The 19,197-nt window shown below is 42.8% G+C and carries 16 protein-coding genes; 9 read left to right on the top strand and 7 right to left on the bottom strand.

Annotation, left to right across the window (positions count from 1 at the left end; translation table 11 throughout):
* Window positions 1–64: 64 nt before the first annotated feature.
* Window positions 65–1,474 (top strand): phospholipase D-like domain-containing protein, encoded by a 1,410-nt coding sequence (locus NWP17_RS03990; RefSeq protein WP_280653621.1) that lies wholly within the window; start codon window positions 65–67, stop codon window positions 1,472–1,474.
* 144 nt (window positions 1,475–1,618) lie between these two features.
* Here NWP17_RS03990 and NWP17_RS03985 read toward each other — a convergent pair whose 3' ends face one another.
* Window positions 1,619–2,068 (bottom strand): DUF29 domain-containing protein, encoded by a 450-nt coding sequence (locus NWP17_RS03985; RefSeq protein ID WP_280653620.1) that lies wholly within the window; start codon window positions 2,066–2,068, stop codon window positions 1,619–1,621.
* Window positions 2,069–2,582: 514 nt separating this feature from the next.
* Between NWP17_RS03985 and atpD the strand changes: the two genes are divergently transcribed.
* Entirely contained in the window at window positions 2,583–4,031 is a 1,449-nt protein-coding gene (atpD, locus tag NWP17_RS03980; RefSeq protein WP_280653619.1) for a F0F1 ATP synthase subunit beta, read from the top strand.
* 95 nt (window positions 4,032–4,126) lie between these two features.
* Window positions 4,127–4,540: an ATP synthase F1 subunit epsilon gene (gene atpC, locus NWP17_RS03975; protein WP_280653618.1), complete on the top strand. Its 414-nt coding sequence runs from the start codon at window positions 4,127–4,129 to the stop codon at window positions 4,538–4,540.
* A 106-nt stretch (window positions 4,541–4,646) separates the two neighbouring features.
* Here the strand turns inward: atpC and NWP17_RS03970 are convergent, their stop codons facing one another.
* The 4 genes from NWP17_RS03970 to NWP17_RS03955 form a co-directional block, all read right to left on the bottom strand.
* Window positions 4,647–5,867, bottom strand: coding sequence for an acetate kinase (locus tag NWP17_RS03970; RefSeq protein ID WP_280653617.1), 1,221 nt, complete (start codon window positions 5,865–5,867; stop codon window positions 4,647–4,649).
* Between the two features lie 167 nt (window positions 5,868–6,034).
* Entirely contained in the window at window positions 6,035–7,039 is a 1,005-nt protein-coding gene (locus tag NWP17_RS03965; protein WP_280653616.1) for a transaldolase, read from the bottom strand.
* Window positions 7,040–7,308: 269 nt separating this feature from the next.
* Window positions 7,309–8,352, bottom strand: a complete 1,044-nt coding sequence (gap, locus tag NWP17_RS03960) for a type I glyceraldehyde-3-phosphate dehydrogenase (protein WP_280653615.1) — start codon at window positions 8,350–8,352, stop codon at window positions 7,309–7,311.
* Between the two features lie 171 nt (window positions 8,353–8,523).
* Window positions 8,524–8,784: a hypothetical protein gene (locus tag NWP17_RS03955; protein ID WP_280653614.1), complete on the bottom strand. Its 261-nt coding sequence runs from the start codon at window positions 8,782–8,784 to the stop codon at window positions 8,524–8,526.
* A 147-nt stretch (window positions 8,785–8,931) separates the two neighbouring features.
* Here NWP17_RS03955 and NWP17_RS03950 point away from each other — a divergent pair, with 147 nt between their 5' ends.
* The 6 genes from NWP17_RS03950 (at window position 8,932) to NWP17_RS03925 (ending at window position 14,018) form a co-directional block, all read left to right on the top strand.
* Window positions 8,932–9,306, top strand: a complete 375-nt coding sequence (locus NWP17_RS03950; RefSeq protein WP_280653613.1) for a DUF4870 domain-containing protein — start codon at window positions 8,932–8,934, stop codon at window positions 9,304–9,306.
* 260 nt (window positions 9,307–9,566) lie between these two features.
* Window positions 9,567–10,388, top strand: a complete 822-nt coding sequence (locus NWP17_RS03945) for a DUF2382 domain-containing protein (RefSeq protein ID WP_280653612.1) — start codon at window positions 9,567–9,569, stop codon at window positions 10,386–10,388.
* A gap of 326 nt (window positions 10,389–10,714) precedes the next feature.
* Window positions 10,715–11,545, top strand: coding sequence for a DUF2382 domain-containing protein (locus tag NWP17_RS03940; RefSeq protein ID WP_280653611.1), 831 nt, complete (start codon window positions 10,715–10,717; stop codon window positions 11,543–11,545).
* A 101-nt stretch (window positions 11,546–11,646) separates the two neighbouring features.
* A complete protein-coding gene (locus tag NWP17_RS03935; protein WP_280653610.1) occupies window positions 11,647–12,150 on the top strand; it encodes a DUF2382 domain-containing protein in 504 nt (167 codons plus the stop codon).
* Window positions 12,151–12,159: 9 nt separating this feature from the next.
* Window positions 12,160–13,794: an alpha/beta hydrolase gene (locus NWP17_RS03930; RefSeq protein WP_280653609.1), complete on the top strand. Its 1,635-nt coding sequence runs from the start codon at window positions 12,160–12,162 to the stop codon at window positions 13,792–13,794.
* 89 nt (window positions 13,795–13,883) lie between these two features.
* The gene (locus NWP17_RS03925) at window positions 13,884–14,018 is read left to right on the top strand and encodes a hypothetical protein (RefSeq protein ID WP_280653608.1); all 135 of its coding nucleotides are present in this window, start codon (window positions 13,884–13,886) and stop codon (window positions 14,016–14,018) included.
* A gap of 40 nt (window positions 14,019–14,058) precedes the next feature.
* On the opposite strand, the gene NWP17_RS03920 is transcribed toward NWP17_RS03925, so the two are convergent.
* Together NWP17_RS03920 and NWP17_RS03915 are read right to left on the bottom strand one after the other, a co-directional pair.
* A complete protein-coding gene (locus NWP17_RS03920) occupies window positions 14,059–16,977 on the bottom strand; it encodes an NHLP bacteriocin export ABC transporter permease/ATPase subunit (RefSeq protein ID WP_280653607.1) in 2,919 nt (972 codons plus the stop codon).
* A gap of 3 nt (window positions 16,978–16,980) precedes the next feature.
* Complete coding sequence (locus NWP17_RS03915) at window positions 16,981–19,197, bottom strand: NHLP family bacteriocin export ABC transporter peptidase/permease/ATPase subunit (protein WP_280653606.1); 2,217 nt, start codon at window positions 19,195–19,197, stop codon at window positions 16,981–16,983.

The raw sequence follows: 19,197 nt of genomic DNA, 5'->3' as shown, positions 1-19,197 counted from the left end.
TTTATAAACCCTAAATAGTGCTGGCTGCTGTTTCCTGTTCCCTGTTCCCTTTTACCAAATTACCGTGCAGATTTTGCCCCCACCACAATATATCCTGGTCGTTTTTCTGATGCTAGGGATAACGGCTTGTGAAAAACAACCATCTCTACGTCAACTTTTACCACCCCTACCCCAAGATCCATTAGTTCAAGTTTATTTTAATCATTCCCAGGCTGCCAAATATAGGGAACCTTACCGTGGACAAACTCGCCTTGGGGATAATCTAGAACAACAAATTATTGATGTTATTTCTCAATCTCAAACTACGGTGGATGTAGCCATTCAAGAATTGAGATTACCTAAAATTGCCCAAGCACTAGCAGAAAGACAAAAAGCCGGCGTTAAAGTGAGGGTGATTTTAGAAGATAATTACAGTCGTCCTTGGAGCAGTTTAACACCCCAGGAAGTAGAAAAGTTCACTTATATAGAAAAACAACGTTATCAAGACTTTTATGATTTTGTGGATCTGAACCAAGATGGGCGACTCAGCCAAGAAGAAATTAATCAACGAGATACATTGATCATGCTACAAAATGCCCAAGTTACTTGGATAGATGATCGTGCTGATGGTTCAGCAGGTAGTAGTTTGATGCACCACAAATTTGTGATTGTGGATAATCGTTGGTTAATTATAACTTCGGCTAATTTTACTCTCAGTGATGTTCACGGCGATTACACTAATCCTAGCAGTTTAGGTAATGCCAATAATTTTTTACAAATTGACAGCCCAGAATTAGCTGCTTTGTTTACCGAGGAGTTTAATATTATGTGGGGTGATGGTGCGGGAGGTCAGCGAGATAGTAAATTTGGGGTTAATAAACCAATGCGATCGCCTCAAACTATCACATTAGGTGACACTAAAATCACGGTACATTTTTCCCCCACCGCATCTAGCGAACCATGGAGCAAATCTAGTAATGGTTTGATTGGTCAAACCTTAAATTCTGCTAATCAATCTATTGATCTAGCGTTGTTTGTTTTTTCCGAGCAGCGTCTTAGTGATATTCTGGAAAAATCTCAAAAGCAAAATGTTTCCATCCGGGCTTTAATTGACTCAGGCTTTGCCTATCGTTATTATAGCGAAGCCTTGGACATGATGGGGGTTAAGCTCAGTAATAAATGTCAGTATGAAATTAATAATAATCCTTGGCAAACTCCCCAAACTACTGTCGGTGTACCCATCTTATCTAGAAGCGATTTATTACATCACAAATTTGCTGTAATTGACAAACAAACAGTAATTACAGGTTCTCATAATTGGTCACAAGTTGCCAATAATAACAATGATGAAGCACTTTTGATAATAGAGAATCCCACTATTGCTGCCCATTATGTGCGTGAATTTGAGCGTTTGTATAGTGATTCCATACTTGGTGTACCACCATCATTACAGAAACAAATTGCAGTAGATCAAAAAAGGTGCCGCCAGAAGTAATTAGTTTTTCCAAGAGGGAACAGGGGAAAGGGAACAATCTAAAATATGAAATCCAAAAAATATATAAAATGGTCATGGGCGATTGCTTAGAGCAGTGCGCTTCGCGCGATCGCTGACTAAGCTAGGCTGTATCATACTCATACATCAACTAGGGAAAAAGTCTGCATCTAATATCTCATCAACAGAGAAGGGACAATCAGTGGGGAAAATAGCAACGGTAAGCCCGGTTTCAATAGCTGCTTCTGTGCGAGCGTGTTGATAACAATTAGCAAGAACTTCTAGATAATAACCTTTTAAGCTGGGACTATCTAAAAAAGCTTCTTGTAATTTTAACCGATGCTCGTATATAGTATATAACCAACTATTAGAGCGCTTTTGCGGCTGGAATTTATACTTGAGCAGGTGCATTAAAACTACTCTTAAATTACTTCTTAAAGCATTTTTCTCACTTCTTCCCATACTTTCTATTTCTTCAATTAAATTATCTAAATCTAACTCAGAAAATTTTTTATTTCTCAACAAATCAGCCATCTTATCTAGCCACAGGTAATAATCTTGTTGAGCAAAATTAGAATAATATTGTTTTGTATTCATTTGCACCATAAATCCCATTGAGATATGTTTAGATATTTTTATTATGGCAGTACCTGTAGGAATAGCCACCTAGAAAAAATCTTTGATGGATGCCCGCCTTACATCAACCTAATAAGATGGTAGTGGGAGCATCTTGCTCGCCACCGCTAAAAAAACCTCGCTTTAATCTAAAATCTCAAATCTCAAATCTCAAATCATTAACTAGGTAGCAAATGTAACAAAAAAAAGTCAATAGTAACTACCCACAGCCCAGAGTAGCCGAGCAACAGAATGGGGTTAGAAGCTCGTCCTTCTAGGACAGCCTTTTTCTGGTTTCAATAGCTCGCAATTTTTCATATACCAACATAAAATACAAAATGTCGGTGAGTATGTCAACTGTTCCCCCATTTTCCTTTTTTAAGAAATTAGTAACGGAGTTGTGTCCCCGTCCAGTGCTAGAGTGAAAGATGACATTTCATAATCTCATGTCTTCCAAGACCCGATCTGAAATATAGCTTCAATTATTAGGCTCAGCATGGTCACCACAGCAGAAAAAACAAACATTGGCTACATTACCCAAGTTATTGGTCCGGTTGTAGATGTTAAATTCCCCGGTGGAAAATTACCGCAAATCTACAACGCCCTGACCATCACAGCAACCAACGAAGCTGGACAGGAAATCAACCTAACTGTTGAAGTACAACAGCTTCTAGGCGACAACCAGGTGCGAGCAGTTGCTATGAGCTCCACTGATGGCTTAGTGCGAGGTCTGGAAGTTATTGATACAGGCGCTCCCATCAGCGTCCCAGTTGGTAAAGTTACCTTGGGAAGAATTTTTAACGTCCTGGGTGAACCTGTAGACAATCAAGGGGCTGTGGATTCTCAGGAAACCTTACCCATCCACCGCCCTTCTCCCCAATTCACAGAACTGGAAACCAAACCTTCGGTGTTTGAAACTGGGATTAAAGTTGTTGACCTCCTGACTCCCTATCGACGCGGTGGTAAAATTGGTCTGTTCGGCGGTGCTGGTGTTGGTAAAACCGTCATCATGATGGAATTGATTAACAACATTGCTACACAGCACGGGGGCGTTTCTGTCTTTGCTGGAGTGGGTGAGCGCACTCGTGAGGGTAATGACCTCTACAACGAAATGATCGAATCTGGGGTAATCAATAAAGATAACCTCAATGAATCGAAAATTGCTCTGGTTTACGGTCAGATGAACGAGCCACCTGGAGCCAGAATGCGGGTAGGTCTGTCAGGTTTGACTATGGCGGAATACTTCCGCGATGTGAACAAGCAAGACGTGCTGCTGTTTGTTGACAATATCTTCCGCTTTGTACAAGCAGGTTCTGAAGTATCGGCTCTGCTGGGTCGGATGCCGTCAGCTGTGGGATATCAGCCGACACTGGGAACCGATGTGGGCGCACTACAAGAACGAATTACCTCTACTACAGAGGGTTCCATTACCTCCATTCAAGCGGTATACGTACCTGCGGATGACTTAACTGACCCCGCACCTGCCACTACCTTTGCTCACTTGGATGGAACAACAGTACTATCTCGTGGTTTGGCTTCCAAGGGAATTTATCCTGCGGTTGACCCATTAAATTCTACTTCCACCATGTTGCAACCGAAAATTGTAGGTGAGGAACACTACAACACAGCCCGTGCTGTACAGTCAACATTGCAACGTTATAAAGAACTTCAGGACATTATCGCCATTCTCGGGTTAGATGAATTGTCTGAAGAAGACCGTCTCACCGTAGCACGGGCGCGGAAAGTGGAACGGTTCTTGTCTCAGCCGTTCTTTGTGGCGGAAGTGTTCACTGGTTCTCCTGGTAAGTATGTGAAGTTGGAAGATACCATTAAGGGCTTCCAAATGATTTTATCTGGTGAATTGGATGAATTACCAGAACAGGCTTTTTACTTGGTGGGGGACATTAACGAAGCCATCGCTAAGGCTGAAAAGCTCAAAGGTTAGTCATTAGTCATGGGTCATTAGTCATTAGTGGAATTGCTAATGGCTAGTGTCAAAAATTGCAGAAAATTACCACAAAAGACCAAGGACTAAGACAAATGACTCTAACTGTTCGTGTAGTTTCCCCAGATAAAATAGTTTGGGATGCCCCAGCTGACGAAGTAGTTCTACCCAGCACTACCGGTCAGTTAGGTATCCTCAGTGGACACGCACCTATGTTAACTGCTTTAGACACTGGTGTGATGCGTGTCCGCTCCAGCAAAGGCGAGAATTGGCAAGCCATCGCCCTTTTGGGTGGCTTTGCTGAAGTGGAAGAGGATGAAGTGACAATTTTGGTTAACGGTGCTGAACGTGGCGACGCGATTAAATTGGAAGATGCTCGTGCCGCTTACAACCAAGCACAAACCACTTTAAATCAAGTGCCACCAGGCGATCGCCAAGCTCAAATTCAGGCAAACCAAGCCTTTAAACGCGCTCGCGCTCGTTTTCAAGCTGCTGGCGGTTTGGTATAAGTTTAGCTTCTTTAGATTCTTTTTTTCAGGGGTGGGCTTGTTGGTCCCCCCTGAGTGTTTTTAAATCTCCAGCTAGCCAGATTTGGGTGAAAAAGCTAGGTTTAGGCTATTTTGTTGGCATTAGCTGCCAACATTGTTGAGCGATCGCCCAGTCCTCTTGAGTGCGAATAACTAACACTCGCACTGCTGAGTCTGGTGTGGCTATATCTTCATCAATGGGCTGCTGCTGATTTTTGGCCGGGTCGATTTTTAACCCCAAAAATCCGAAGGCTTCACAGGCTGCTTGGCGTATTCCTGCTGATTTTTCCCCCACACCTGCTGTAAAAACTAAAGCATCTAACCCCCCTAGGCTAGGTAGCATTGAACCAATACCAGACCGTAAGTGATGCACATACATATCCCAAGCGAGTTGAGCGCGGTAGTTCCCCTGGGCGATGGCTTCTATGACTTGGGGTAAGTCGCTGGATACTCCCGAAATACCCCGTAAACCAGATGCTTTATTTAATACATAATCTAGTCGTTCGGCAGAGTAATTCGACTGCCGCAACAGATAAATCAAAATCCCTGGGTCAACTGAACCGGAACGGCTCCCCATCATTAAACCGTCCAGGGGTGTAAAGCCCATAGTGGTGTCAATACTGTTACCATTTTTTACGGCTGCCAAAGAGCAACCATTCCCCAAATGACAGGTAATCAAGCGCAGGGATGCTAAATCTCGTTGCAGAATTTGGGCAGCACGATGGGAGCAATATTGATGACTGATACCATGAAAACCATAGCGGCGAATACCCTGTTCTACCCATTCATAGGGGCCTGGATAAATGGCAGCTGCCTCCGGCAGGGTGGCATGAAATCCTGTATCAAATACTGCCACTTGAGTTACATCTCCCAAGCTTTGCTCAATGGCTTCTATCCCTTCTAAAGCGGCTGGATTGTGTGCCGGTGCTAGACTCGATAAATTGCCAATGGTTTTTTTGACTTCTTCCGTAATTACTACACTTTTTCTGTATTGCTGACCACCATGTACTACACGATGCCCCACCACATCAATTTCTGATAGATGCCCAACTACTTTGGTAGTGCCGCGACTCAGACTGTAGAGCATATAGGCAACGTGTGCCTGTCGGGAATCGCCATAGATTGATTCTTGCAGCACAGCACCAGTGGCAGTTTTTACTTCAATTTCCGCCACACCCCGGTCTTGTGTCCAGTTAACTTTCCCTGACCACAGGGGCTGGGGTGGTTCGTTGGGAAGATGATCATCCGCAATTTCATACAAACAACTCTTTTGGCTGCTCGATCCAGCATTTAATACTAGTATTTTCATTGCTTTTTGTTGTCATTAAGGTCTGTGCTGTTTTATTCATTAACTTTAAAGGTATTTAATCAAGTGGTTTTCAGTTAAAACAAAGACTTTATCTTTGAAGCAGTCAGTTGTTAATGGTTGATGGTTTGATCACAACTAACCACTAACAACTCACTACCCTTTACATCCTAATGGCTGGCAACGGCTTTCCCCTCTAGGGTAACTAGTCGCTGTGCTAACAGTTCTTCTAGAGAAACTAGTGCTTTGGTAAAGCCGTCGATACCTTCTGCTAGTTTGTCTGATGCCATGCGGTCGGCTGCGTGCATCTTGTCATAGGTGGCCTGATCAACAGATATCTGTTCGATTTCCATTTTTACTGCTGTGGCAGGATCAAGTTTGCGTGGCAGTTCTCCAATAGTTGCTTGCAGTTCTCCCAAGAGTGTGGGAGAAATGGTCAGCAAGTCGCAACCTGCCAGTTCGGTAATTTCGCCAATGTTGCGGAAACTGGCTCCCATGACTTCGGTTTGATAGCCAAATTTTTTGTAGTAGTTGTAAATTTGGGTGACTGATAGTACCCCTGGATCTTCCGCTGCTGGGTAGCTATCCCTTCCAGTATCTTTCTTGTACCAGTCAAGAATGCGCCCCACGAAGGGAGAAATTAAGGTAACGCCGGCTTCTGCACAGGCGATGGCTTGGTGAAGACCAAACAGTAAAGTTAAGTTACAGTGAATACGGTCTTTCTCCAAAATTTCCGCAGCGCGTATTCCTTCCCAAGTGGTGGCAATTTTAATCAATACGCGATCGCGTCCCACCCCTGCGGCTTGATACTGAGCAATCAACTCTCTAGCTTTGGTAACGGTGGCTTCGGTATCGAAAGACAAGCGAGCGTCTACTTCTGTGGAAACACGACCGGGAATAATTTCTAAAATCTTCAAACCAAAAGCCACAGCTAAACGGTCAAAAGCCAGGGTGACAATCTCCTTTTGGCTAGCAGTAGAACCAGCATCTTTTTTAGCTTGGAGTAAGGTTTGATCAACGATTTCTTGATATTCCGGCATCTGTGCTGCCGCAGTAATCAGAGAAGGATTGGTGGTAGCATCTTGGGGTCTAAACTTCTCAATTGCTTTGATATCGCCTGTATCTGCCACCACAACTGTCATTTGGCGCAATTGTTCTAGTAAGCTTTTAGACATAATTTTCTCCGTAAGTTGGTTTGGTTTCCTTACTGCTTTACTTCCTTACACCCTTGACTGTTCCTCACAATTGGGATTTTGGCAATTTTTCAGAAAGATTGCCAAGCTGACTGGAGCCACAGCCCCATTTTAGGCGTGTTCTCCTCCAATGTGCTGTCCAATATAATGCTCTTCAATTAAACCGCCTGTTCCTAACTTAGCAATTGGTACATCCGGACTCTTCTATAGACGCGATGGTTTCGCGTCTCTAACTGCTCCCTAACTCCTCATCAAGCCACAGCACCAACCCCGGTGAGTTGTTCTTTTTCTGACATTGACAACATTAAATCAACCACCCGATTAGAGTAGCCCCACTCGTTGTCATACCAAGCCACAACTTTAAAAAAGTTGGAGTTTAACTCAATACCAGCACCCGCATCAAAAATACTGGAATGAGCATCACCCTGAAAATCTGTGGAAACCACTGCTTCATCTGTATAACCTAGTATACCTGCCAGTGGACCTGTGGCGGCCTGCTGCATGGCCGCGCAAATGTCCTGGTAACTAATAGCTTTAGCAGTTTTAAAAGTTAAATCAACCACAGAAACATCAGGAGTGGGAACCCGGAAGGCCATACCAGTTAACTTGCCTTTTAATTCTGGTAAAACCAGTGCGACTGCTTTAGCTGCACCTGTGGAAGCCGGGATAATATTTTGGGATGCACCCCTTCCACCCCGCCAATCTTTTTTACTAGGGCCATCTACAGTTGGCTGGGTAGCAGTCATGGCGTGAACAGTAGTCATCAACCCTTCGGTCAGTCCGAAGTTATCATTGATAACCTTAGCTATGGGAGCTAGACAGTTGGTAGTACAACTGGCATTAGAAACAATCAAGTCTTTTACCGGGTCAAATAGGTAATGATTCACGCCCATTAACAGAGTCCGCACTTGCTCTGGATCTTTGGTGGGAGCAGAAATTATCACTCGCCTAGCACCGGCTTGCAGGTGTTTTGCTGCCCCGTCATAATCTGTGAACAGTCCTGTTGATTCTACCACATAATCTGCATTTAGTTTCCCCCAGGGTAACTCTGCCGGATTCTTAACCGACATACAGGGGATAAAATGCCCATCAATCAGGATACCATTATCCTTAGCTTCCACCTGACTTTTTAATCTACCGTGAGTAGAATCGTACTTTAATAGATAAGCCAGGTTATCTGGTGGTACTAGGTCATTAATACCTACAAACTCGATATTGGGGTTATTAATACCAGCCCGCAGCACAAGTCGCCCGATACGACCAAAGCCATTAATGCCAACTTTTAGTTTAGTCAAATCAAACCTCCTGTTGTGGGAGTTGAACAAAAGGCGCTGAGTAAAAGACAATCTCTTTTACTCTTTACTTTCTGATCCTGACAGTTTTAACTAGCGAAGGCATATTTACTTGGCATATTTTAAGGTTTACACCCAGCCCCTTGTAAGTTAAGTTAGTATTTATACTTTTATTTAAGTATGATTATTTACTTGTTCCTGTAACCAAGGGTCTACTGGTTGGCCATCCCGGCGACGTAGTTCAATTTCCACCATCATCGCTGCTAAAGAACCAGGGGGCGCTGGTTTTTGATGAAAAATAATTTCATAATCTAGTGGGTTATGTTGGCGTTCTTTTAACCATTCTTGGACTTTGATAGTGGCAAAAAATGATTGCCCTTGCTCAAACATCCGGGTAATCTGCATTTGGAGGGTGTAGGGATTAATGCGACCCATTTTTGATCACCTTTATTAAATAAACCTCATATTCTAGTTTATCTGAAAAAAATTAGGAAAAACTGCCGCAGTACGGTAATCTGCAATACTCAACTTATTATGTGTTAGTTACAATAAAAGTGAGAAACTGAGTTGAGAGGAAAGCAGATGCCAGTTGGATATGATTCTGATAAGCGTAAGTTGTTATCATCCCTGTGTCATGGAGCAATTTTTTTTAGTACAACATTATTGTCTGTAGGGGTTCCCATTGCCATTAACTTAATTTCTGACGACCCAGTTGTGAAAAGCAACGCCAAAGAATCCATTAACTTTCACTTTAATGTTTGGTTTTGGGCAACTATAATTGGCGTTCCTCTGGGTATTTTATCTTTCTTTACCTTTGGACTAGGGGGAATTTTATTCTTTCCTGTTGTTGCTTTGGGTTTTTTACTCCATTGGGGTTTGACAATTTGGGCAATTTTCCACTGTTTAAGCCAGTCTGATCAACCATTCCGTTATCCCTTTATTTTTCGACTGTTATAATTAGACTAAATCAATAGTTGGTTGAGAGAAAAGGGAATGATGTTAATATCCCTTTTTCATTTTTGCCTGTTCCCTGTTAAGAGAGTCCACGAGTAATATATCTTAAGTTATATGCAAACAGGTAATTAATTCATTGGGGAAATAAATTTATAACCTCAAATATATACCCTAAATTCACCCGTCAGCCAGAGGAAAACCAAGATAATAATTTTTATATTTTTGGTGATGGATAAATATAAATATTCTACACCTGGAAACATATGCCTCTTTACAAACTCGAAGAATTTGACCCTAACTACCGAGAAACCTTTGGCGGTGATGATGTTAAGGCTTTAGACCTTTACACCGAGAGTGGAGTCAGAGTCGGTTCAGTGGCTGATGCTTTAGTAGACCAAGATGGACGCTTTCGATATTTAGTTATTGACAGCAGCTTAGACTCTCTGAGTAAAAAGATATTACTACCCATTGGGCTTTCCCACATCAATTACCCAGCCAACCGCGTTTATGTTGATGGACTGAGTAAAGAGCAAGTCGAGCGTTTACCTGAATATCAAGAGAGTATGACTGTTGATGAAGATTATGAAAAAGAAGTACGCCTTGTTTTCCGTCCTGAGACTACCAATGTATCTCAGTCAGGGGAAACATCTATTTATCAAAGAGAACTAGGTTTATATAATTTAAATGAACAATATCATCAAACACTCAGGTTGTATGAAGAAAGATTGATTGCCGGCAAGCATCGGGTTAAAACTGGGGAAGTAGGACTTGGTAAGCACGTTGAAACCCAAACTGCACGGGTGACAGTACCAGTTAACAAAGAACGTGTTTTAATTGAGCGCGTCCGCCCTGCAGAAGCAGGAACAGTTGTAGACCCTAACGCCCCTAAGTTTCAAGACGGGGAAGTAACACGCATAGAATTGTATGAAGAAACCCCTGAAATTCGCAAGGAAGCCTTTGTGCGGGAAGAAGTGATAGTGAAAAAAGTTGTAGACCGACACACGGTGGAAGCACAAGACACAATTCGTCTAGAACGGTTGGATATTGATACTACAGGCGAATTAAGTGTAGATGAAACTGTTTAATTTGTTGGTTTAATTGATGTTAAATTCTGGAAGCGGGGGCAGTTTAACCTCTGCTTCTACTTTTATAGCATTTCTTCAATACGTGAGATGTAAATGTAAATGCTCGTCTTGTAACACAAGCATCCTGCTTGTTAATGATGTACCTCACTAAGCAGCGAAAACAGCTATATATTTTTGATATTTTATAATTAAAATATCTATAATTTCTGGGATTATTATGAGATTATTATTTTTAATATGATCATTCTCTAGTAGGAGTTAAACAAACCAAAAAATATTTATTATAGTTCTTAAGAGATGGTATGAAACTTTAGAGGTAAAATGTGATGGCTCTGCATAAATTAGCTGATTTTGATCCAAATTATCGCCAGAATATTCAAGGTAAGGAGATTAAAGGTTTAGGTGTGTACACAGATATAACTCATGAAAAGGTTGGTACAGTTACTGATGTTTTAGTTGATGAAGAAGGACATTTTCGTTATTTAGTGGTTGATTTAGGTTTTTGGATATTTGGTAAAAAAGTATTACTACCAATTGGACGTTCCCGCATTGACTATGATGCTGACCGAGTTTACGCCATTGGTATGACTAGGGAACAGGCGGAAAATTTACCGGCATTTCAAGAAGGTAGAACACTTGACTACGACTACGAAGAACAGGTGCGGGGGGTTTATCGCGATATCAGACCTGTAGAAACATCAACCCCGACTTATAGCCGTGAAACTTATAGTTACGAACAAGAACCTTCTTTATACAGGCTAAATCAGCAAGACCATCAAACCTTGAGATTGTATGAAGAACGGCTAATTGCCAACAAAAGACGAGAAAAAATTGGAGAAGTGGCAATTGGTAAGCACGTTGAAAGGGAAACTGCAAGAGTTTCTGTACCCATAGAAAAAGAACACGTTGTGATTGAGCGTGTTACTCCAGAAGATGGGGGTCGGGTTGTTTCTCCTGAGACTGCTGATTTTCGTGAAGGTGAGGTTGCTCGTATAGAAATCTACGAGGAAACCCCGGAAATTCGCAAAGAAGTATTTTTGCGTGAAGAGGTGAAATTTGAAAAAGTTGTAGAACGAGAGACGGTAGAGACTCAAGACACTGTGCGCCGTGAAGAGTTAGATGTAAATGCCGGTAATCTTCCTGTGGAGGAACGCTAATTTACAATCTGGTGCAGGTGGGGTATGGTCAGGCTTTGGTAGTGGGTTTAAATGTTCCACTATCTATTGTTCTCACTAGCCAACTAATTAGGAGTAAGCAAATGGTTAAAAGTCCTAGTGAAAAAACAAATTTAGCCCATGTTGAGGACGGAAATGTTGTTCGTTTAATAGAAGAACGACTGATAGGTAAACAGAGCAAACATAAAATTGGTGAGGTGATTGTTCGCAAAGAAATTGAAACTCGGATGCTACAAGTACCGGTGCGACGGGAAAAATTAATTGTAGAACAAGTTAGTCCAGAAAATAAAAAACTGGTAGAAATTGATTTAAGCCAAGGTGAGGTTTCTGGTGTTGAGTTGCAGTCAATAGACAAACCAATGGGGACGGTTGTTAATGGTCATTTAACAGTGAGTGGTGAATTTAGTTCACCAAAAATTGCTAGCTTACTTTTAAATGCGATCGCTCTAGAACAAAATCATGGTTGTCAGCAGGTAAAAATCACAATTGCTGTAAGCAATGAGTCATTTAAAGAAAAATATCAGGAGTGGTTTGATCGCTGTTCTCAAGGTCACAAACCCCAGGGAGAAAAATCGGCTGATAGCTAGATTAAATTAATGAGGCAATTTGTTAAATATCTAAGTTTAGGACTGCTATCTACTTTTATTACTGCTATTCCAGGGTTAGCGGCGCAACGGCTGAGTTTTTTTTATCCGCCCTTTGGTGAATTTTCCCTCAGTGTTGATTCTTTAGAAATATTTGCTCAGGAAGGGAAAATCACTAATGAATTTTCTTTTTATGCTCGTCGGATTCATCCCCAGCAACTTGCTCAATTACGACAGCTACTTCAACAGCAGTTTAATGTTTCTCCTACTCTTGTATCTCAGGTCACTTACTCACCCATAGGCGAAGACCTGATACAGCGTTTAGGAGACTTACTCCGCACAGAGTCGGGGCAAAATGGCTTTTATGCTCTACGGGGTGCTTTGATATTGGCGGCGGCACATCCAGAAGGTTTAACAATTGTTAATTTTTTGCGTCACTTTCCCACATCCACTCTACGGCTAAATTTTACAGAGGGACTAAGGTTAGTTGATGAGTTGTCTCAACTATTAGAGAACAGGGATAAAGTTGTGGCTTGGATTCAACAACAAGCCATATATCAGTCTGTTAATGCTAACATTAACTTTGCTCAACAGCCAGATTTGGTGTCCCCTGGTTCATTTACTTGGGTGCGAAAAGAGTTGATTTTTAGGGATTGGCAACGCGATCGCATTATACCAACATATTTTTATTTACCCAGCCTGAAATATCCTTCACAGCCCTTTCCTGTAATTGTCATTTCTCATGGTGTTGCTTCTGACCGTTCTTCTTTTGCTTACTTGGCTGAACATTTAGCATCACACGGTTTTGCAGTGGCGGTATTAGAACACCCCGGTAGTAATGCAGAACGGGTTCAGCGTTATTTAACAGGTTTAGCCAGACCATTAGAAGCAAAAGAATTTATTAACCGACCTTTAGATGTGAAATTTATGCTGGATGAGTTAGAGAGGTGGGCAAAATTAAATCCTCACCTGGAAGAAAAACTGAATTTTCAGCAAGTGGGAGCAATTGGGCATTCTTTTGGTGGTTATACTGTGTTAACTTTGGCAGGGGCAAAGATTAATTTTCAGCAACTGCAACAAGATTGTAGTGGTAACATTTCCAGTTTTAATTTATCGCTGTTTTTGCAGTGTCAAGTCACAGAATTACAACCCAAAGATTACCACATGGAAGATCAGCGCATTAAAGCTGTATTGGCTATTAATCCCTTATCTAGTTCAATTTTTGGTGAAAGTGGTATCAGCCAAGTTCAGGTTCCTGTGATGTTAGTGGCAAATAGCCAGGATATAGCTACGCCAATTGTATCTGAGCAGGTGCGCCCTTTTACTTGGCTGACTACTCCTGATAAGTACTTGGTATTAATCGAAAACGCCACACATTTTACTACCATAGGGGAAACCATGGCAGATAATTTAGAAAATACTGTTTTACCCATACCATCAGCTTTACTGGGACCAAACCGTGAACCTGCTTATTCTTATCTTCAGGGGTTGAATCTAGCTTTTTGGCAAACACACCTTCTCAACCGCCCAGAATACGCCCGTTATTTACAGCCTTCCTATGCTGAGTATCTCAGTCAAGCTCCTCTTCATCTTAGTTTGTTAAACTCCTCCTCAGCAGAAGAATTACATCAAGTATTAAAATACTAATATTTCATTAAAATTTAGCTGCGGGTCATTGACTGAGGGGATGGATTGTGGTGTAAATATATGACAGAATATGTAATAAAAATTGTTTTATGCTGACAACACTATATCTGATCCAGCAATCCTTTAATCTCCAAGACGCATTCCGCTACAGCGTTGGCTTAGTAGTGGTTTGCTTAGTCATGCTGATCTTGTTATGGTTGCCAGATATTTTAAAACAGAGGTGATATGAGGGCTTTGCAGATATCTCTGCAACTGATCAACCCACTAGTCCAACTGTCGCGCTACCAAGCGAGCAAATAACCCCTCCTCCCGGACTAGTTGATCATAAGTTCCCACCTGTACCACGCGGCCAGCCTCTACTACATAAATGCGATCAGCATTGCGAATGGTGCTGAGACGGTGGGCGATGACAATACGAGTGGCATGGAGTTGATCTAAACTTTGACTAACAATGGCTTGGGTTTGATTATCAAGGGCGCTAGTTGCTTCATCCATCAACAGAATTTTAGGTTTTAAAACCAAAGCACGGGCAATTAACAATCTTTGTCTTTGTCCCCCGGAAAGATTACTCCCCCCCTCACTAATTACAGTGTGCATTCCCATAGGCATAGCTTGTATATCTGCCTCAAATCCAGCCATCCGGGCTGCTTCCCAAGCTTCATCTAAAGTGACTAAAGCACCGGATGTAATACTTTCAAAAATTGGGGATGAGGAAATGCGGACATTTTGCAGCACCACACCTAATTGTCGTCGTACAGCTGGTATGTCCAGTCCGGCTAAATCCTGTCCATCGTAATAGACTGTACCGCTAGCAGGAGTCTCAAAGCCCAACAACAAGCGAAACACTGTAGACTTACCACTACCACTAGGTCCAACTATAGCGATAAATTCCCCGGGTTCGGCATGAATGCTGACATCATCTAAGGTGAGTGGTCCATCCTCACGATAGCGAAAAGTGATATGTTCTAAAGAAATACGTCCTGTTAATCGTCCTGGGTCGGCCTTACTGGGATCTGATTCCAGTTGTGATTGCAAAATTGGTTTAGCTCGTTCCCACAAAGGAACTATTTCCAAAATATCAGTGAAAATATTACTGATCTGTGTGGCACTACTGATAAAAACACCAAAGGCTGAGTTAAAAGCCAGAAATGCTCCCGGTGATAGTCCGGTAGGGTTTCTCTGGGCTGCGGCCATTTGAATAAATAAAATCGCAAACCAAAATATTAGTACCGAACTCACCACAGACAGGGTTTCATTAAAAACTGTTACACTATCATTAATGGCTTGGATTCCCGATTGTAACTTGATTCGATGGCTGTATTTCTTCGCCCAGGCGGCAAATCCTCGTTCCTCAGCAGCAGCAACACGCAGTTTGGCTACTCCGTTGATTAATTCCACAGTCAGTCCATCAATTTCTCCATCTAATTTCTCTTGTGTTCGTTGTTTGTGGACTAACATCCTGCTGGAAATCACTGTGACAATGATTACCAAAATAGTCACACCAACACCTACCAGGGTCAGCTTCCAGCTATAGAAGAACATCAGCCCTAAGTTGAGGATAGCAAAAATTCCACTTAACAGGGTGCTTTGGGTAGAACCAGTCAATTGACCGCGAATTTGACTCACTGCTAAAAGACGAGTGAGAAGATCCCCAGAGGCATACTGGCGAAAAAATCCCGGAGTTAATTTGAGAACTCGATCCCACAAAGCCGGTTGCAGAGAAGCATCAGCAGCACTTTCCACTCTCAAAGAGATAATCTGCTGGGCTAACTCAAAGGTGGCTTTCCCGAAAGCAGCGGCAAATAAACCTAGTGCCAGTTGGGATAATAAAGAGCGATCGCTATCCGGAATAGCATCGTTAACCAGAATAGCAGTTGCTTGGGGAGTGACCATGCCCAATAGCGATGCTAAGATACCCAAAATTAAAATTGCCGCCACATCTTTTTCGTATCCTTTGATGCCAAAACGGAAAATTTCCAGGGCGTTACTGACTATTGGCGGCAAAGGTCGATAAAATACATAAGCCTCTGGATTGATGTTTTCCATCACTTGGGCATCAACGGGGATTCGAGTCAAAGTTTCCGGGTCAAACAGAAGATAACCTTGGTTTTGATCTGGTAATAAAGCTACGGGTTGGTTAGCTTGAGTATAGGCTAACAAAGCCTCATGTTCTTGTTTCCACCAGTCACCAGCCAGCAACACCCGGCGAATTCGGCATTGAGAAGCCCGGGCGATGGCTTCCACAGGTTCTTGAAGCCGATCTAGGTTTTCCGATTGTGCGGGGGGTAGAATCTTAATGCCCATATATCTACCCACAGCCCCAGCAGCCATAAGTAAAGAAGTTCCTTGTGGCAATAATTCTGGTTCTTGCGGTTTTAACACCGCAGTTAACTCTCCCATGGAACTTTCAATCATCAAGCGGTTGAACTCTTGCCTTTGCTGGAAACGTTGAAATTCCGAGGCGATCTGTTCCTGTTCTAAAACATTAAACAAGCGGAAAAAATAAGCGTGTAAGAGGGCAAAACTGGCCGGTAACTGTTCCACCTGTTCTAGTTCTTGGGTGGGAGTGGTATAAACTTCAACGTAATTTTCCGCTTCCAACCAAGTACTGCCCATGAGAGGTATGGGGGGCGAAGAAGTATCTAGTATAAAGTCTTCCATACCTAGCCAGCGAGTTGTACCCTGTTGACAGACTACCCATGGCATCGTTGAGGAGGAACGAGACGGCACCAGGGTTTGCTGTTTCAGCAATGATATATAGTGAGTTCCTTCAGCAACAATGCTATTAGTGGGGGCGTGGCTTGGTGTTAGTTGCCCTCGTAACCATTTTCCTAAGTGATTAAACCAGCCCTCAATCAGGGTAATGGCTTCTAAGTTACGGTGTTTGACTTGCTCTAATAAGTCTGTTAATGTCAATTCCAGCAGTTCGGTTTCTTCCAGCGCTACCGCCAAAATACATCTCCAATCTGCGTGTTGATTGCTGGGTGCTAAAGTAGCTCCAAACAAAGCTTCCCCAGCACCTATATTAAACAAAAAGCGGCGATTACCTTTAATCTCTGCGTTTTCCAGTGAGATAACGTGCAAGACTAGAGAACCGGATTTTACGAACCAGATGGTATCCGGATCATTTAAAAGCAATGGTTCATTACCTTTAACAATGCGTCCTTGCCGAGCAATAGTCATAATTTATCCTTCTTCTTGAGTACCAACTAAGCGTGTGTAAACTCCGGGCTGATTGCGTAACTCTTCGTGAGTACCTCGCTGTACCACTTTCCCTCGTTCTAAGACTATAATTTCATCACAGTCACGAATAGTACTCAGTCGATGGGCAACCACAATACAAGAACAACCCCGTCTGCGTAAGTTTCTGTCAATAATTAGCTCGGTTTCCGCGTCAAGGGCACTAGTTGCTTCATCTAAAACTAATATAGACGGATTTCTCACTAGAGCGCGGGCAATTTCCAATCGCTGGCGCTGTCCTCCGCTTAGATTCATCCCACCTTCACTGAGTTGACTATTGTAGCCTCCAGGGGTATTCAGAATCAAATCGTGGATGGCTGCATCTTGACAGGCTGCAATGATATCTTCTTCCGGTACGGTTGAGTCCCAAAGGGTGAGGTTGTCCCGCACGGTTCCTGCAAATAGAAAGATTTCCTGCTCTACCATAGCCAAAGAATTGGCTAGGATGGGGCGAGTAATTTGCCGCCGGGGGATACCATCTAGGAGTATTTCCCCTGACCAGGGTTGGTATAGTCCGGTGAGCAACTTAGCCACAGTAGATTTACCGGAACCACTCCCACCGATGAGGGCAACTCTTTGACCGGGTTTTAGGCTCAAGTTTAAATCTTGAATCAGGGGATCTTCTAGGCGACTGTAGCCAAAGGTGAGTCCCCGCAATGCCACATACCCTTGTAATTTAAAAGACTCTTGGCTATACATAGCCGGGCTGGAGTTATCCTGGTCAATTGCTCGTTGGGCTTCGGGATCTATGGGGTTTTCTAAAACGTCATCTAGACGATTTAAGTTGGCTTCTAGGTCTTGTAGAGTACCGGCAAAGTTGACCAGTTGATTGACCGGCTGGAAAAATTCCCCGGTCAGGGTTTGGTAAGCGATGAGTCCCCCGATACTGAGACTTCCTGCCATTACCCTAAATCCCCCCACCACTAATATTGAAGTGACTGCCACGGAAGTCAAGACTGTGGAGAAGGTTCCGAGGACTCTGGTGGGTATCCCTAACTCTTGTTGGGCGTTGATGCTTTTGGCGTAATAGCCGGCAAACTTAGAAAATAAGTCCAACTCTAACCCACTGGCCTTGACTGTTTCTATGCTTTGAATACCACTAATAGCTATTCCTGCGACTTTTCCTGTTTCTTGTGACAATCTGATATTGGCATCTACTCGGCTCCGAGATAGGGACTGTAAGGCAATGAAGTTAGCGACGGCGAAAATAATGGCAATCCAGGTCAACAATGGATCATAGAAAAACATGATCAAGGCATAAAACACTATCATCACGGAGTCTATGATAGTGGTGGCCAAACGTCCTGAAAGGATTTGTGCCACCTGATCATTGAGTTGAACACGACTACTAATTTCGCCGGCAAAGCGTTGGGCATAAAACCCCACTGGCAAACGGATAGTATGCCAAATAAACTGACCGGACATAGTAACTGAGAGCTTGAGTAGTAATCTTCGCAGATATGTGAGCTGCAATCGGGTTAATAAACCGGTGAGCAAAGCTGTTAAAACCATACCCAACACCAGGGGGCGCAGCCAGTCAGTGCGATTTTCAATGATAATTTCATCAATAAATACTTGAGTAAAGGCAGGTATAGCCAGGCGAGGAATTGTCAGCAACAACCCGGCCACCAAGCAGAAAATAATCGCCAAACGGGAGGTTTGTAACCGTGTAGCTAATGCGGGGATAATCCCCTTTTTTTTACCACCTTTCTTAAATTCTGGTCCCGGTTCCATCACTAGGATCACACCCGTAAACCCTTGGTCGAATTCATCTAAGGAAACCTTTCTTGGACCTGTGGCTGGATCGTTAATGTAAACGTTTTTGTCAACAAAGCCCTCCACTACTAAAAAGTGGTTGAAGTTCCAGAAAACAATAAAAGGAGGTTTAATTTCTTGCACTGCTGCCAAAGATTTTTTAAAGCCTTTGGCGTTTAAACCATATAATCGAGCAGCTTTAAGAACATTAGAGGCTTTGCTACCATCCCTAGATACACCACATTCCAGCCGCAATTCCGTCAGGGGGACTATGCGGCCGTAATAACCCAAGACAATGCCCAGTGCTGCTGCTCCACACTCCACGGCTTCCATTTGCAGCATGGTGGGAGTTCGCACTCGACCACCGTCACTCCGTCTGATCAAGTTAGAAATAAATGCTATACTCAT

It is taken from the genome of Chrysosporum bergii ANA360D, from assembly GCF_029891735.1.
GTDB lineage: Bacteria > Cyanobacteriota > Cyanobacteriia > Cyanobacteriales > Nostocaceae > Umezakia > Umezakia bergii.
This window is presented reverse-complemented; position numbering and strand designations above follow the sequence as displayed.

Bases quoted from the DNA above. Each gene is read 5' to 3' on its own strand.
- NWP17_RS03985 (WP_280653620.1), bottom strand. From the start codon at position 2,068: ATGAATACAAAACAATATTATTCTAATTTTGCTCAACAAGATTATTAC.
- atpD (WP_280653619.1), top strand. From the start codon at position 2,583: ATGGTCACCACAGCAGAAAAAACAAACATTGGCTACATTACCCAAGTT.
- atpC (WP_280653618.1), top strand. From the start codon at position 4,127: ATGACTCTAACTGTTCGTGTAGTTTCCCCAGATAAAATAGTTTGGGAT.
- NWP17_RS03970 (WP_280653617.1), bottom strand. From the start codon at position 5,867: ATGAAAATACTAGTATTAAATGCTGGATCGAGCAGCCAAAAGAGTTGT.
- NWP17_RS03965 (WP_280653616.1), bottom strand. From the start codon at position 7,039: ATGTCTAAAAGCTTACTAGAACAATTGCGCCAAATGACAGTTGTGGTG.
- NWP17_RS03955 (WP_280653614.1), bottom strand. From the start codon at position 8,784: ATGGGTCGCATTAATCCCTACACCCTCCAAATGCAGATTACCCGGATG.
- NWP17_RS03950 (WP_280653613.1), top strand. From the start codon at position 8,932: ATGCCAGTTGGATATGATTCTGATAAGCGTAAGTTGTTATCATCCCTG.
- NWP17_RS03945 (WP_280653612.1), top strand. From the start codon at position 9,567: ATGCCTCTTTACAAACTCGAAGAATTTGACCCTAACTACCGAGAAACC.
- NWP17_RS03940 (WP_280653611.1), top strand. From the start codon at position 10,715: ATGGCTCTGCATAAATTAGCTGATTTTGATCCAAATTATCGCCAGAAT.
- NWP17_RS03935 (WP_280653610.1), top strand. From the start codon at position 11,647: ATGGTTAAAAGTCCTAGTGAAAAAACAAATTTAGCCCATGTTGAGGAC.
- NWP17_RS03930 (WP_280653609.1), top strand. From the start codon at position 12,160: ATGAGGCAATTTGTTAAATATCTAAGTTTAGGACTGCTATCTACTTTT.
- NWP17_RS03925 (WP_280653608.1), top strand. From the start codon at position 13,884: ATGCTGACAACACTATATCTGATCCAGCAATCCTTTAATCTCCAAGAC.
- NWP17_RS03920 (WP_280653607.1), bottom strand. From the start codon at position 16,977: ATGACTATTGCTCGGCAAGGACGCATTGTTAAAGGTAATGAACCATTG.
- NWP17_RS03915 (WP_280653606.1), bottom strand. From the start codon at position 19,197: ATGAGTATAGCATTTATTTCTAACTTGATCAGACGGAGTGACGGTGGT.